The following is a 13,620-nucleotide window of genomic DNA, read 5'->3' as shown; positions in this document are numbered from 1 at the left end:
GCGCGGCAATGGCATTCTTTCGGCTTTGAAACTGTGGCTTCGGACGGTGTCGGTCTTTTATCGCCCGCAGAGGTTGACTGCTATTTCATCATACGTCCGGAGTAATTGTTTTTCACGGCCCCACGCTCGTTCAAAACGCAGTATCGCCATCGGTGAAATATCGGCCCGGCCCGTGTTTGGGCTATGATTCTTGTGCCCGCCTCCGTAGCTCAGTGGATAGAGCAACAGCCTTCTAATCTGTCGGTCGCGCGTTCGAATCGCGCCGGGGGCACACATACGAGGCGGTCTTGACTAGGTACTTACCGAGCCAAGACCGTTCTTCGTTCCAGGAGAATTGATTCGATCTGCGGGATTCCGTTTGGGCCAACTGGACGTTGACCGGTCTTACGGGCCCTCGGCCGAATCTCCCCGACGCTTACTTGGCCGGCTTCTCAGGCATGGTGGATTCCCCCGACCCGGTGGGCGCCGTCCCATATCATCACCCGCGGCCCGGTCACCGGTTCGTCCGCAGTTATGGCAACATACCGGGCGCGGACCCTGGCTCCGCGTGCAGGTCCTCGGGCAAGGATTCCACCGTCAACGGGTCCGGCCAATTCGAGAAAGTCAGCTGGCGACCGTCGAATGGACCGCCGCGCAACACAACCTGAACAGTTGTCATCGTCGACCCCCGGCCCTTGGAGCTGCTGCGTCGGAACCGCAGGTCGCCAGCCAATGCGACCCCGCGACCTGGCCAACGTCGACCTGAACGAGCTCGCGGATTTTCATCGTCTTGTCCTCAATCGCTTGTTGGCTCCCACGCGGGCGGTTGCCGCGGCAACCCCAGCTTCACGCAGCCGGTTGAATTCCGCAAGAGGCAGCTTCGTCGCCTAGATCGGGAGCCGCCCGCCGGATTTGAGGTTCTTCATGACAATGGTGCTCGTGAGCTTTTCCACGCCAGGCAATGTCACCAGTACATCATCATAAAAGCGTTGGTACGCCGGCAAGTCTACGGCCATGACCCGCAACAAGAAGTCCGGTTCCCCAAAGAGCCGCTGGGCGTCGATGATTTGGCCGATCTTGCCGACCTCGTATTCGAAGTCCTTCATGGTCAGCCGGTCCTTCAGCGTGACAAAAACCAGCGCCTCGAACGCGAGGTTCACCTTCGCGGGATCCACGTCGGCCCGATAGCCGCGGATGACGCCACTGTTTTCCAATTCTCGCAACCTCCGGTGGCAGGGAGCCAAGGTGAGACCCACCTCCTCCGCCAAGGCAGTGGCGGTCATGCGCCCGTCGTCCTGCAGGCGGCGCAGGATTGCCCGGTCGATTCCGTCCATGTGACAGCTCCATTCGCTTGTTTTCTCGATCAACCGTGATGGTCGCGCTATATTCTTGCTCTCAACCAAACATAGCAGGAGATTTCTTGTTCATTCGTGATGAATTGCGCGAGAACTGGCAAGCACATTTCGCCGTTTTCTTCCTAAGCTTGCCGGTAGATTCCCAGCAGGAAAGAGATCCGGTCATGGACCTTCAAGTCATCTACGGCTTTATCGCAGTGTCCTTCGCCCTGGCCATGACGCCAGGTGCCGACTGGGCGTACGCCATTTCCGCGGGTCTCGGTCGCCACCGGGTCTCGTCCGCGGTTGCCGGCCTGTGCAGCGGATACGTCTTTCACACACTGCTCATTGTTGGCGGAATGGCAGCCCTGATCGCCGGTCTGCCACAGCTGCTTTCCTGGCTCACGCTCATCGGCGCCGCCTACCTTCTCTGGCTAGGCATCAGCACCTGCCGCTCTTGGCGAAAGGCCGGCTTCACCGCCGAAGAAAGCCCCGCTCGGGAGCCACTCGGCGCGGACCTCGATCCGTCGGAGCCAGCGGGTACGCACAGCGGAGCAGGCACGCTCTTGCAGGTAAAGGTCTCCGCGGCAAGCACGACCACGAGCGGGCAACGCTTCTTCGGGCCTGCCTTCTTCCGTGGACTGGGAACCAGCGGCACCAACCCCAAGGCGCTGCTGCTCTACCTGGCGCTGATCCCACAGTTCATCCACGCGGATGCCGCATTGCCGGTCCCGGCGCAAACCGCCATCCTGGGCACCAGCCATATGGTGCTCTCGCTGTTCATCTACACGGGCGTCGCCCTGGGTGCGAGGGCGTTATTGCGCCAGCGCCCCATCGCGGCACGATTTATCACCTTGGCCAGCGGACTGGTCATGATCGCGCTGGGTCTGGTGCTGCTCATCGAGCAAGTTCCCACTTTGTGGGGCTCGATCCAGATGCTGGTGGTACTGCTCGGGGGCTGACCCCATTCGACGCACAACCTCGAAGTCGAACGATTTGCGTAACCCGGTTAGGGTTCATAGGGACGACCGCAATCGACGAACGGCAAAACGCATGCGAAAGCTTCTGACCGTCCTGGCCCTGGGTGCCATGCTGCTGATCGGCGGCGCACCCGCTGCCCAAGCCGCCGCGGCGACCGACATCGTTGTCGAGGACACCGCCGGGACGCTGGATTTGGACACGCTGTTCCCGGCCATCGAAGAGATCGATTTCAACGAACCGACCAAGGTCGCCATTTACACCCGCAACGGTGAATTCAGCGACAACCTCAACGAGGAAGTGCTGCGCTTCGCGCGCGAGAACCACCCCGAATGGCTCAGCCCGGATAAGCAAAAATGGGCCGACTCGCTGTTCCTTTTCGCCCTCGATCCGATGGGTAGGCAGGTGGGAACCTACTTCGGCGAAGATCGCAAGGTCTCCCCCGGCCAGCGCGACGACATCCAGGCAGCCACCAAGGACTTGTTCAGCGAGGCCCAGTGGACCGAGGGAACGGTGGCCGGGATCGAGCGTGCCGCTCAAACGATGAACCGGCCATGGTACGAATCACCAAGGCTGTATGCCTGGAGCGGCGTCATACTCGTCGTTGGCGGCATCAGCACCGGCAGCACCCTGTACGTGCGCAGGACCTACCGGAAACGTTCCGCAAAGGCACTGGGCGCGGGCAATGCGAGTTACGCGAATGTGAGCATGGACCTCGAAGTCACCGAACTGAACGCCAAGACCATCGGCAGCGACTCCCGGTACGGAAGTCTGGTGCTGGAGAAATACCGCGGCTTTTCCTCCGCCTACAACCAGCTCGCCGAACAAAGCAACAAGGCCAATGGCCTGGAGACAAAATTACACGTTCGCAAGCAGACGGCGCTGTTCCTGGAAAAGTACGCGGCGAACGCCTCGGAGCTGGACCGGATGGATGACGTGATCGCCGATACCAACATGCTCTTGAACATGGGCTCGGGCTGGGCGGGAGCCTGGGAGCGGCAGCTCGCACCGCTTCGGGAGGACCTTGCCGAAATCGATGAACTGCTCAGCCACAAGGATGCCGCCCCGGAGGCCCCGTCGGCGATGGCATTGCGCCGATTCAAGTCCATGACAGCGGCCGAGCCGGAAAAGTGGGCGGCGGGGCTCCAAGCGGGCAACCTGGACCCGGAGGACGCCCTGGACAAGATCGCCGCTGCCCGACAGGAGCTGACCGGGCTGCTCAAGGATCACTCCGAGGCCGTGATCGCCAAGTACGCGAAAACCACCAAGGAAGCCAAGCTCATGCGCGAGGCGATGCGAACTCCGAAGGCACCCGACACCAGGAGATCCTCGAGCCACAGCATCCTTGGAACCGTGTACCCGTCCAACAGGTTCTGGTCGGTCGTCGGATTCACCTCGGGTTTCCGCTCCGGCCAGTCCAGCGTCCAGGAATCCCGCAGCGCAAGTTCGTCCTCAGGCGGAAGCACCGGCTACGGATCCAGCGGCGGCAGTTTCTCCGGGTCGGGTTCCTCGTCGCGTTTCTAGTCTTTGGCCCCTCGAGGGCCCTCAGATAACAAGCGGGCTGCCGGCCGGAATGTTTCCGATCGGCAGCCCGCTTGCTTGGCCCGCAAAGGCCGGGACGGTGAGTTACTTGCCGGGGACGACAAGCTTCGGGGCACCGGCACGCGCCGCCTCGAAGCGGGCCGAAACATCGGCCCAGTTCACGATGTTCCAGAAAGCCTTCACGTAATCGGCCTTCACATTCACGTAATCCAGGTAGAACGCGTGCTCCCACATGTCCAACATCAACAACGGAGTCGTCGCCACCGGCACGTTGCCCTGCTGGTCATACAACTGCTCGATGACCAACTGGCCACCCAGGCCCTCAAAGCCCAGCAACGCCCAACCCGAACCCTGCAGGCTCATCGCCGCGGCCGTGAAGTGCGCACGGAAAGCGTCAAAGGAACCAAACGCGTCGTCAATCGCCGCAGCCAACTCGCCCTCGGGCTTGTCCCCGCCCTCCGGGGAAAGGTTGTTCCAGAAGATCGAGTGGTTCGTGTGACCACCCAAGTGGAACGCCAGGTCCTTGGACAACTTCGGAACGTTCCCGAACTCGCCCTTCTCCCGCGCCTCGGCCAGCTGCTCCAACGCCGTGTTCGCACCGGCCACATAGGCAGCATGGTGCTTCGAGTGGTGCAGCTCCATGATCCGCGCCGAAATGTTCGGCTCCAAGGCCGCGTAATCGTACTGCAGCTCAGGCAAGGTATAAATAGCCAAAATGACTCCTCAACTCATGTTTCGGTGAAAAACCGGACCCGGGTTTTCCCGGGGACGGTCAAGCGATGAGCCTGGTGTGCTCACCGATGCTGTGGTAGCCGCGCCGGTGGTACACCAGCGGGGCAGCGGTGGATTGGCCGGGGATGACCTCGAGCACCGAAGCGACGACGACCGTGGCCGGTCCGGCGGCAACCCGCGATTCGATGGTGCAGCGCATCGCGACACCCACCCCGTGGACCAGGGGTTCCCCGGTGGGCAGCTGTTCCCACCCTGCCAGTTTCGAGAAGCGCTCCTCGCCGGGTGTGGCGAACAAGGTTGCCACATCGGCATTGGGCTCCGTCAAGAAGTGGACCACGATGTGCTCGGCGTCCAGGATCACTTCGGCGGAGCCCGATCGCTGCGCAATGTTGAACGCCAGGTAGGCCGGTTCGGCCGAAACGGAGATCAAGGATGAGGCAGTGATTCCAACAGGTCCGCAGTGGCCGGTGGCCGTCACCACGGCAACGCCCGCCGGATGGTTTCCAAAGGCGAGGCGAAATTGATCCGCGATCGTGGCGGCTGGAATGTGGGTTTGCACGGCGGGTCCAGGTTCCTCTCGTCATGCGGGGCGCCCGCACGGGTGCGGCGGGCTTGGTCCAACTACTCCCCCACGCTAGAACCTCAACCTTGGTTGAGGTCAAATTCCGTGTCCTCCCGGAACAACGTCGCGCCTCCAAGACCGTCGGCCAATCGGTCATTGGGGTTGACGAATCCGCATTCGGCCAGCGACAGGCAACCACAGCCGATGCAGCCACCCAACCCGTCCCGCAACGACTGCAACTGGTGGATCCGCTCCTGCAAGTCGTCCCTCCAGGCCGCGGAAACAGCTTGCCAGTCCTCCTTGCGTGGCGTTCCGTCAGCGGGCAGCCCGGCGAAGAGTTCGGCGATTGACCGAAGCGGGATGCCGGCGCGCTGGGCGGCACGAATCACTGCCACGCGGCGCAGCACGCTTCGGTCGAACCGCCGCTGGTTACCCGTGGTTCGCCAGGAAGAAATCAGCCCTTCGCGCTCGTAGTAGTGCAGCGCCGAGACTGCAACGCCTGACCTGTCAGCCAGCTGCCCCACGGACAGATCCTGCGACGTTCCATCACCCGTATCCATGCCACCATTCTGCCTGCCGTCCACCGTTCGCGACCACATCGGCTGAGGCGCGGCAGTCGAAGGCTTCAGGCGTTGAAGCGATGCATGGTTGATGAATCGGGCCAAACGGTACGCTCGAGCCCGATGCCGCGGCGACGGTTTTTGGCCAGGCGTCGGGTGGTGGCCAACACTTTTGTGACCGGCGACCAAGACTTTTGAACAGTGTTCAAGTATTGTCATTCGTAACGCAACCGCGACGCGAATCCACGCACCGCAGCGCCACCATCTCGAATCGACAGGAACACCCAACCATGACGACCTCCAGCCCGCGCATCGACGCGCACACCCCTGCCCGGATCGGCGCCCGCGATCTCGCCCTGGTCTCGGTCTTTGCCGCGCTCATCGCCGTGCTCACCCTGGTTCCGGCCGTCCCGGTGGGAGCCCTTGGCGTGCCGATCACCTTGCAGACCATGGGCGTGGCACTCACCGCATTGATCCTCGGCTCGCTGCGCGGCGGCTCGGCCGTGGGCCTGTACCTGCTGGTGGGGCTGGCCGGAGTGCCGATCTTTGCCAAGTTCTCCGGCGGCTTGGGTTCGCTCGCCGCACCCAGCGCCGGATACCTGCTCGCCTTCCCCCTTGCCGCCCTGGTCACCGGCGCGCTCGCCACGCTGGTGCTGCGCAGGGTCACCCGCCGGCGCTTCGTCTGGCTGTTCCTCTCGGCCATGTGCGGCTCGATCCTGGTGATCCACCCGCTGGGCATCCTGGGCATGAGCTTGAACGCGCAGATCCCGCTGGGCCAGGCCTTCATCCTGGACATGGCCTACTGGCCCGGAGACGTCGTGAAGAACCTGCTGGCCGCTGCCATCGCGGTCAGCGTCTTCAAGGCCTTCCCGTCCTTCGCCCGCCGCCGCTTCAACGCATAGAGTGCCGGCTGCGCCAGCAGCGCAATTCGATCCACACCACCAGCAGGGAATACCGTTAAGCGTGATCCGATTCAACAATGCCGGCCTGTCAGTGCCCGCCGACGACCCGGCGCAGGCCCCGCGCACCGTCCTGGCCCCGTGCACCCTCGAACTCAACGAACGGCGCATCGCCGTGATCGGCGCAAATGGGTCAGGCAAGTCAACGCTGCTGCGCATGCTCAACGGGTTGGTGACCCCTTCGACCGGGGCAGTGGAGGTCCACGGCTTCGACACGGTCCGCCAGTCCAAGTCCGTGCGCAGGCGCGTGGGCTTCCTGTTCACCGATCCGCTCTCGCAGCTGGTCATGCCCATCGTCACCGAGGACGTCGAGCTCTCCCTCAAGGCCTTGCACAAGGACCGGGCCAAGCGGAGCGCCTCCGCATTGCGCGCGCTGGCAGCGCTCGGCCTGGAACACCTGGCCCACCGCAGCATCTACGACATCTCCGGGGGCGAGCGCCAGCTGGTGGCCCTGTGCAGCGTGCTGGCCGCGGGCCAGGACATCCTCGTGGCGGACGAACCGACCACGCTGCTGGATCTGGCCAACAACGAACTGCTCCAAAAAACGCTGGGTGCACTGGACCAGCAGGTCATCTACGCGACCCACGACCTGGACTTCGCCGCGGCCGCCGACCGGGCGCTGCTGGTGGCCGGCGGCAAGATCGTCTTTGACGGCCCGGCGCCCGAGGCCGTGGACACCTACCGCCGGCTGGTCCGCCATGGAAGCCCGGCCGCGTGAGCGCCTCGCACCAGATGCTGCTCGGCCACTACCTGCCCGGTGCCAGCCCGGTGCACCGGGCACCGCTGCTGGCCAAGTACCTGGTGGTCCTGGCGGTGGGTGCCGCGGTGCTCCTCTGGCGGATTCCCGCCGTCGGGCTCGGCACCCTGTTGTTGGGTGTGGGGCTCTTCGCCCTGGCCGGTCCACGGGTGCTGCGCGCGTGGGCCGCTCCGCTGCGCCAGCTGTGGTGGATCTTCGCGATCCTGGGCATCTACCAGTCGATCCTCAACACGCCGCTCTTCGCCCTGACGCTGGTCAGCGGGATGCTCGCTGTCATCCAGTGCGGGCGCCTGGTCCTGTTGACCACCACCCAGGCCGCGCTGCTCGACGGGTTGGAACGCGCCGCCGCGCCGGTCCGCCTGATCGGCGGGAACCCCGCCACCATCGCGCTGGCAGTGGCCCTGATGCTGCGCAGCATCCCGGCGATAGCAAGTTCGGTGCAGGACCTCGCGGACGCAGCCAAGGCCCGCGGAATCGGGCGCAACCCCGCGACGCTGGCAGCACCGGTGGTCATCAACACCGTGGCCTATGCCCAGCGCACCGCGGACGCGCTGGCCGCCCGCGGCATCATGGAACGCAACTAACGTTTCCCTCTCCCTGACCGCGGATTCAGGCCGTGCGCATCTGCGCGCCGCCGCGGGCCGCCGCCACCACGGCGTGCACAAAGTCATCCAGCGACGTCGGCACCACCCCGAAGCGCTTGGCCAACCGGCCGGTGTCCAGCGGGGAGTCGTAGGTTTCCAGCGCGGCCAACAGTCCGCAGAGCATCCCGGGCATCCCGTCGATTGGCTGCCCGGGGGCAACGAAGCTCACCGGAATCTCCCGTCCCAGGTGCCGTTCGAACGCTGCCAGCACATCGCGCCATGCCACCGGTTCGGGACCGCCGATCTGCAGGGCCTGGCCGACGGCGTCGTCGCTGTCGAAGGCCGCGAGCGCATAGTCCGCGACGTCGGAGATCGCCACCATCGAATGCCTGCGCCGACCCTCGCCGACCAGCGTGACGGCACCTCCGGCCAGCGCCGGTGCGCCGACGACGGCCATCGGCAGCATGTCCATGTAGAAGTCCGGCTGCAGCACCGTCCACTCCATGCCGCTCTCCCGCAGGCGCTGCTCGGTTTCGCCTTTGGCCTGCAGCAGCGGCATCGGGTGGTGCGCGTCGGCCCCGAGCGCGGAGATGAAGACAAAGCGCCGCACTCCCTGCTCGACGGCCGCATCGACGAGGTTGGCATTGCCGCGTCGATCAACCGATTCAATGGTGTCCGGATCGCCGCGGGACATCGAGTTCGCGGTGGTGATGATTCCCCGCACCGATTCACAGGCGGTCCGCAGGGAAGCGGCGTCAGTCAGGTCCCCAAGAACAAGGTGGGCGCCGGCGTCGGCCAGGTCGCGGGCAGCAGCGGAGGCCGGGTCCCGCACCAACGCCCGCACGGCATCGCCGCGGAGCAGTAGCCGCCGCGCGATGAATCCGCCGAGTTGGCCGGTGGCTCCGATGACGAGAATCATGGCAAGTCCTCTTCCGGTGCCGGGCCTGCGGCACCTGCTGTTCGTGCGATGGCGGCGTCGACATCGCCGCCGGTTTCATCAACCGGTTCCAGGTAGAGGCGCACCCCGGTCAGGAGCCCGTCACCGGCGGTGAAGATCATGACGCCGCGCAAGAGTTGCCGTGCGCCGTCAACCCTGGTGCCGCGCATTTCCCACTCGGTCCAGGCCCTCTGGCCGTCGATGGTCGAGCCGAGCAGCTGTGCCCGGAGGTCCGGGATGCCGGCGAACATCCGACTCCAGTTGCGCCGGACTTGCCCGGTGCCGGTGAAGCCGCGCGCGGGATGGGCGGGCGTTTCGTTTCGATAGCCGGGGGCGAAACAGGCGACGAGGGAGTCCAGGTCGTGGGCGTTGACGGCGTCCACCAGACGGATCAGCAAAGCCTCAAGGCCCGGGCTTGAAGGGTCGACCATGACAACTCCTATTTGATACAGTACGGTGTATCCAATACGAAGTATGGAACCAATGATGCCCACAGTCAATAGCCGCCGCGGATACGATTCCCGGAGCCGGCGCGCGGCCGCAGAGAAAACGCGGGAAGCGATTCTCGAGGCAGCCCGGGAACGGCTCCTGGCCCAGGGATACCCGGCGACAACGGTCGCCCTGATCGCCGCCGACGCCCAGGTCTCGGTCGAGACCATCTACAAGTCGTTCGGCGGAAAACCCGGGCTGGTCAGGGCCATCTACGATCGCGGGCTTCGCGGCAGCGGTCCCGAAGCCGCATTCGACCGCTCGGATGCGCTGCGGCAGCACGCCGCCGACGCCCAGTCGCTGATGCTCACGTGGGGACGCCTCACGGCGGAGGTTGCGGCCACGCTGACTCCCATCCTGCTGCTGGTGCGCTCGGCTGCGGCAAGCGACGCGAACATGGCCGAACTCCAGGAACAATCCAGCGCCGAGCGCCTGGAGAGGATGCAACACAACGCACGTTTCCTGCAGGAGCGCGGGTACCTTCGCGAGGACGTCAGCTTCGACGAGGCCGTCGATGTCATGTGGCTGCACAGCTCGCCCGAGCTTTATGAGCTGCTGGTGCTGCAGCGCGGCTGGAGCGCCGAGCGATTCGCACGCTACGTGGCCGAATCCATGGCAGGCGCTCTCGTGCACCGGGCACCTCCGCGCCCCTGACCCGCCCGGTTCCTGCGTAGGGTCCCGGGGCAACAGCGGGGCGATCGCCCGATAAACCTCCCAAATCGGCTACGCGCACGTATTGTATGAACCATGAGTTTCAATGACGACGCACAACTCGATTCCGGACGCATCAGGGACTCGCGCGGCCGGGGCCGCGGCGGCAAGATCGCCGCCGGCGGTGGCGGCATCATCGTGGTGCTGCTTGCCGCCTTGCTGGGTGTCAACCCCGACATGCTCACGCAGCTGGGACTCGGCGGGGATCCCGGCATCGAGCAGGGAGCCAACGAGAACGGGCCGGCGGGCATCACCGAATGCCAGACCGGGGCCGACGCCAATGCGCGCACCGACTGCCGGATCCTGGCAACCACGCAATCGCTTGACAGCTTCTGGCTCAGCTACCTGCCGCAGTACGACGTGCAGGTGCGGCAGCCCGGGGTCGAGGTCTTCGACGGGCAGGTGAGCACGGAATGCGGGACCGCGACCAGCGCGGTGGGCCCGTTCTATTGCCCCGCTGACCAGGTCGCATACTTCGACACCGGGTTCTTTGCCGACTTGAGCACCAACTACGGTTCGGATGGCGGGGCGCTGGCCGAGGAATACGTGGTGGCCCACGAGTATGGGCACCACATCCAAAACACCATCGGCACCCTCGCAGCCTCCCAGCAGGGGGCCAAGGGTGCGACCTCCGGCTCGGTGCGCGTGGAACTGCAGGCCGACTGCTTTGCCGGCATGTGGGCCGCGCATGCGGCGAACACCAAGGACGCCGAGGGCAACACCTTCATGAAGCCGTTCACCGAGGCAGACCTGCGCTCGGCACTGTCGGCGGCCTCGGCCGTGGGCGATGACAGGATCCAGGAGGCAGCCACCGGGCGGGTGAATCCCGAGGGCTGGACCCACGGTTCCTCGGCGCAGCGCCAGTCCTGGTTCCTGCAGGGATATGCGACCGGGGACATCAACCAGTGTGACACGCTCTCGGCGCGGAACCTGGACAAGCCCGGCGGCTGAATCCAAAAGACGAAAAGCGAGGTGCGATCCCCCCTGAAGGGGAAACGCACCTCGCTTTTGTCTTGTCCGCAGGACTAGATGTTGAAGCCCAGGGCCCGCATCTGGTCGCGGCCGTCATCGGTGATCCGCTCCGGACCCCACGGCGGCATCCAGACCCAGTTCAGCCGGTAGGAATCGACAACCGACTCCAGTGCCTGGCTGACCTGCTCTTCGATGACATCGGTCAAAGGGCAGGCGGCGGTGGTCAGGGTCATGTCGATGAGCAGTGCGCCGTCTTCGGCGTACTTCAGCCCATAGAGCAGGCCCAGGTCAACGATGTTGACGCCGAGCTCCGGGTCGATGACATCCTTGAGCGCTTCTTCGACGTCCTCGAGTTCGGTTTCTGCCGACCCGCTGGTCGTTTCGTTCGATACGCTCATGACTAGGCCGGAACGTTCAGGAAGCGGTCGTAGCCCTCGTCCTCGAGGCGGTCGGCCAGCTCGGCGCCACCCTGCTCGGCGATCTTGCCGTCAACGAAGACGTGCACGAAGTCGGGCTTGATGTAGCGCAGGATGCGGGTGTAGTGCGTGATGAGCAGGGTGCCCATCTCGTTCTCTTCCTGGGCGCGGTTGACACCTTCGGAGACGACCTTCAGCGCGTCGACGTCCAAGCCGGAGTCGGTCTCGTCCAGGATGGCGAACTTCGGCTTGAAGAGCTCCAGCTGGAGGATCTCCACGCGCTTCTTCTCGCCGCCGGAGAAGCCTTCGTTGACGTTGCGCGAGGCGAACTCGGCATCGATCTTCAGCTTTTCCATGGCACTCTTGACGTCCTTGGTCCAGGTCCGCAGCTTCGGGGCTTCCCCGTCGATGGCGGTCTTGGCGGTGCGCAGGAAGTTCGTCATCGAGACGCCCGGAACCTCGACCGGGTACTGCATGGCCAGGAACAGGCCGGCGCGTGCGCGCTCGTCAACGCCCATCTCCAGGACGTCGGCACCGTCGAGGGTGATCGAGCCGGAGGTGACGGTGTAGCGCGGGTGTCCGGCGATGGTCGAGGCCAGGGTGGACTTGCCCGAGCCGTTGGGGCCCATGATGGCGTGGGTTTCGCCGGTCTTGATGGTGAGGGAAACACCCTTGAGGATTTCCTTGTTGCCCTGCTCGGTCTCGATGGAGACGTGCAGGTCCTTGATTTCCAGAGTAGACATGCCTTGAGTCCGTTCTCTTTCCGTGAAGTCGATGTGGATCGACGAAGTTTTGGTGTTGGTGGGGGGAAAAGCCTGGACTAGCTGTCCGTGGCGGCGAGCTCGCGCTCGATCGTCTCGGCCAGGCGTTCCTCGATCTCCGGTACCCGGATCTGCTGCACGATCTCGTTCAGGAAGCCGCGCACCACCAGGCGGCGTGCGGTCTTCTCGTCGATGCCGCGGCTCATCAGGTAGAAGAGGTGCTCGTCGTCGAAACGTCCGGTCGTGGAGGCGTGTCCGGCTCCGTCGATCAAACCGGTCTCGATCTCCAGGTTCGGCACCGAGTCGGCGCGTGCGCCCTCGGTGAGCACCAGGTTGCGGTTGGCCTCGTAGGAGTTGGTCCCCTTGGCTTCCTTGCGGATCAAGACGTCGCCGACCCACACGGTGTGTGCGTCCTTGCCCTGCAGGGCACCCTTGTACAACACGTTGGACTTGCAGTTCTCGGTGGCGTGGTCCACGAACAAGCGGTGTTCCAGGTGCTGTCCGGCATCCGCGAAGTACAGTCCAAAGAGCTCCACCTCGCCGCCCTGGCCATCAAAGTGCGCCGAGGGGGTCAGACGCACCAAGTCGCCGCCGTAGGTTACGGCGATGTGCTTCAGGTGGCCGTCCTTGCGGACCTTCGCCAAGTGCGAGGAAGCGTGGATCGCGTCGTCGGCCCAGGCCTGCAGCGAGATCACGGTCAGCTTGGCGCCTTCGCGGACATCGATTTCGATGTTCTGCGCCAGCACTGCGGACCCGACGTGGTCGATGACCACGACGGACTCGGAGTTGGCCTCGGCGACGACCACAAGGTGGCTGGCGGCCGCTTCGGTGGAGGTGCCCGTGTAGGTCAGCGTGACCTGTTCGCCGCTGGAGTTCGCGGGAATGGTCAGCACCTTGGCCTCGGCCGCATGCTTCCAGGCGTTGGCCGAGATGCGGTCCTCCGGGATGCCGGCGGAACCGACGCGTGCATCGGTCATCGCAACGGTTTCCAGGGTGGAGACGTTGGCACCGGCCACGGTCAGCTCGGGGGCAACCCCGGCCAACGCGTTCTTGTGCAGGCCGCCCATGCGCTTGAGCGGGGTGAAGCGGAAGTCCTCTTCACGTCCGGTCAGCGCCGGGAAGTCCTCGACGTTGTAGCTGGTCTTGCGACCGGCGCGGGAGGAATCAGGGATTCCTGCCCCGCCGCCGTGGCTGTGTGCCTTGGCTGCGTCGCCGCCCAACGGCGAGGCTGCTACTTCTGCTTCGTTCAACGGCGAGAGGTTCTCGCCCTCTTCGGTGAAACCGGAAATGCTGGGTGCACCGATACGGGCCTTTTCGCCCGTTGAGTGAGTTGCGGTATCAGTCATG

General features: G+C 64.7%; 16 protein-coding genes and 1 tRNA gene. 8 read left to right on the top strand and 9 right to left on the bottom strand.

The features are described from left to right. The first annotated feature begins 198 nt into the window (after window positions 1-198). Window positions 199-271: transfer RNA gene (locus Q2T94_RS19915), tRNA-Arg, on the top strand. A 595-nt stretch (window positions 272-866) separates the two neighbouring features. Here the strand turns inward: Q2T94_RS19915 and Q2T94_RS19910 are convergent. Next, window positions 867-1,313 carry an Lrp/AsnC family transcriptional regulator gene (locus tag Q2T94_RS19910; RefSeq protein WP_264269106.1) on the bottom strand — a complete coding sequence of 149 codons (447 nt, stop codon included), beginning with the start codon at window positions 1,311-1,313 and terminating at the stop codon, window positions 867-869. Between the two features lie 185 nt (window positions 1,314-1,498). On the opposite strand from Q2T94_RS19910, the gene Q2T94_RS19905 reads away from it, so the two are divergent. Then, window positions 1,499-2,275, top strand: a complete 777-nt coding sequence (locus Q2T94_RS19905; RefSeq protein ID WP_302266296.1) for a LysE family translocator — start codon at window positions 1,499-1,501, stop codon at window positions 2,273-2,275. A gap of 91 nt (window positions 2,276-2,366) precedes the next feature. Continuing rightward, window positions 2,367-3,815, top strand: a complete 1,449-nt coding sequence (locus tag Q2T94_RS19900; RefSeq protein ID WP_302266295.1) for a DUF5129 domain-containing protein — start codon at window positions 2,367-2,369, stop codon at window positions 3,813-3,815. 102 nt (window positions 3,816-3,917) lie between these two features. Here Q2T94_RS19900 and Q2T94_RS19895 read toward each other — a convergent pair whose 3' ends face one another. From Q2T94_RS19895 to soxR, 3 genes are all read right to left on the bottom strand, one after another. After that, on the bottom strand, window positions 3,918-4,547 hold the full coding sequence (locus Q2T94_RS19895; protein ID WP_264269137.1) for a superoxide dismutase: 630 nt from the start codon (window positions 4,545-4,547) through the stop codon (window positions 3,918-3,920). A gap of 58 nt (window positions 4,548-4,605) precedes the next feature. After that, window positions 4,606-5,124, bottom strand: coding sequence for a flavin reductase family protein (locus tag Q2T94_RS19890; protein ID WP_302266294.1), 519 nt, complete (start codon window positions 5,122-5,124; stop codon window positions 4,606-4,608). Between the two features lie 83 nt (window positions 5,125-5,207). Then, on the bottom strand, window positions 5,208-5,687 hold the full coding sequence (soxR, locus tag Q2T94_RS19885) for a redox-sensitive transcriptional activator SoxR (protein ID WP_264269111.1): 480 nt from the start codon (window positions 5,685-5,687) through the stop codon (window positions 5,208-5,210). Window positions 5,688-5,977: 290 nt separating this feature from the next. Here soxR and Q2T94_RS19880 point away from each other — a divergent pair, with 290 nt between their 5' ends. The 3 genes from Q2T94_RS19880 to Q2T94_RS19870 all read left to right on the top strand — a co-directional run bounded on the left by Q2T94_RS19880 (window position 5,978) and on the right by Q2T94_RS19870 (window position 7,987). Further along, on the top strand, window positions 5,978-6,589 hold the full coding sequence (locus Q2T94_RS19880; RefSeq protein ID WP_264269112.1) for a biotin transporter BioY: 612 nt from the start codon (window positions 5,978-5,980) through the stop codon (window positions 6,587-6,589). A 61-nt stretch (window positions 6,590-6,650) separates the two neighbouring features. Next, window positions 6,651-7,364, top strand: coding sequence for an energy-coupling factor ABC transporter ATP-binding protein (locus tag Q2T94_RS19875; RefSeq protein ID WP_302266293.1), 714 nt, complete (start codon window positions 6,651-6,653; stop codon window positions 7,362-7,364). Next, window positions 7,361-7,987, top strand: a complete 627-nt coding sequence (locus Q2T94_RS19870) for a CbiQ family ECF transporter T component (RefSeq protein ID WP_264269114.1) — start codon at window positions 7,361-7,363, stop codon at window positions 7,985-7,987. Before Q2T94_RS19875 ends, Q2T94_RS19870 begins: the two co-directional genes overlap by 4 nt. Before the next feature lie 25 nt (window positions 7,988-8,012). Here Q2T94_RS19870 and Q2T94_RS19865 read toward each other — a convergent pair whose 3' ends face one another. Together Q2T94_RS19865 and Q2T94_RS19860 are read right to left on the bottom strand one after the other, a co-directional pair. Next, a complete protein-coding gene (locus Q2T94_RS19865) occupies window positions 8,013-8,906 on the bottom strand; it encodes an SDR family oxidoreductase (protein ID WP_302266292.1) in 894 nt (297 codons plus the stop codon). Continuing rightward, on the bottom strand, window positions 8,903-9,355 hold the full coding sequence (locus tag Q2T94_RS19860) for a nuclear transport factor 2 family protein (RefSeq protein ID WP_302266291.1): 453 nt from the start codon (window positions 9,353-9,355) through the stop codon (window positions 8,903-8,905). The genes Q2T94_RS19865 and Q2T94_RS19860 overlap by 4 nt, the downstream gene beginning before the upstream one ends. A gap of 55 nt (window positions 9,356-9,410) precedes the next feature. On the opposite strand from Q2T94_RS19860, the gene Q2T94_RS19855 reads away from it, so the two are divergent. Together Q2T94_RS19855 and ypfJ are read left to right on the top strand one after the other, a co-directional pair. Then, entirely contained in the window at window positions 9,411-10,067 is a 657-nt protein-coding gene (locus Q2T94_RS19855) for a TetR/AcrR family transcriptional regulator (protein WP_302266290.1), read from the top strand. Window positions 10,068-10,160: 93 nt separating this feature from the next. Then, a complete protein-coding gene (gene ypfJ, locus Q2T94_RS19850; RefSeq protein WP_302266289.1) occupies window positions 10,161-11,075 on the top strand; it encodes a KPN_02809 family neutral zinc metallopeptidase in 915 nt (304 codons plus the stop codon). Window positions 11,076-11,149: 74 nt separating this feature from the next. On the opposite strand, the gene Q2T94_RS19845 is transcribed toward ypfJ, so the two are convergent. From Q2T94_RS19845 to sufD, 3 genes are all read right to left on the bottom strand, one after another. Continuing rightward, entirely contained in the window at window positions 11,150-11,494 is a 345-nt protein-coding gene (locus tag Q2T94_RS19845; RefSeq protein ID WP_264269119.1) for a metal-sulfur cluster assembly factor, read from the bottom strand. Between the two features lie 2 nt (window positions 11,495-11,496). Further along, complete coding sequence (gene sufC, locus Q2T94_RS19840) at window positions 11,497-12,255, bottom strand: Fe-S cluster assembly ATPase SufC (RefSeq protein WP_264269120.1); 759 nt, start codon at window positions 12,253-12,255, stop codon at window positions 11,497-11,499. A 77-nt stretch (window positions 12,256-12,332) separates the two neighbouring features. Next, window positions 12,333-13,619, bottom strand: coding sequence for a Fe-S cluster assembly protein SufD (sufD, locus tag Q2T94_RS19835; protein ID WP_264269121.1), 1,287 nt, complete (start codon window positions 13,617-13,619; stop codon window positions 12,333-12,335). Window position 13,620 lies beyond the last annotated feature (1 nt).

Source organism: Paeniglutamicibacter sulfureus (genome assembly GCF_030512175.1).
GTDB lineage: Bacteria > Actinomycetota > Actinomycetes > Actinomycetales > Micrococcaceae > Paeniglutamicibacter > Paeniglutamicibacter sulfureus.
Note: the sequence above shows the minus strand (reverse complement) of the source record. Positions and strands in the feature narration are given on the sequence as shown.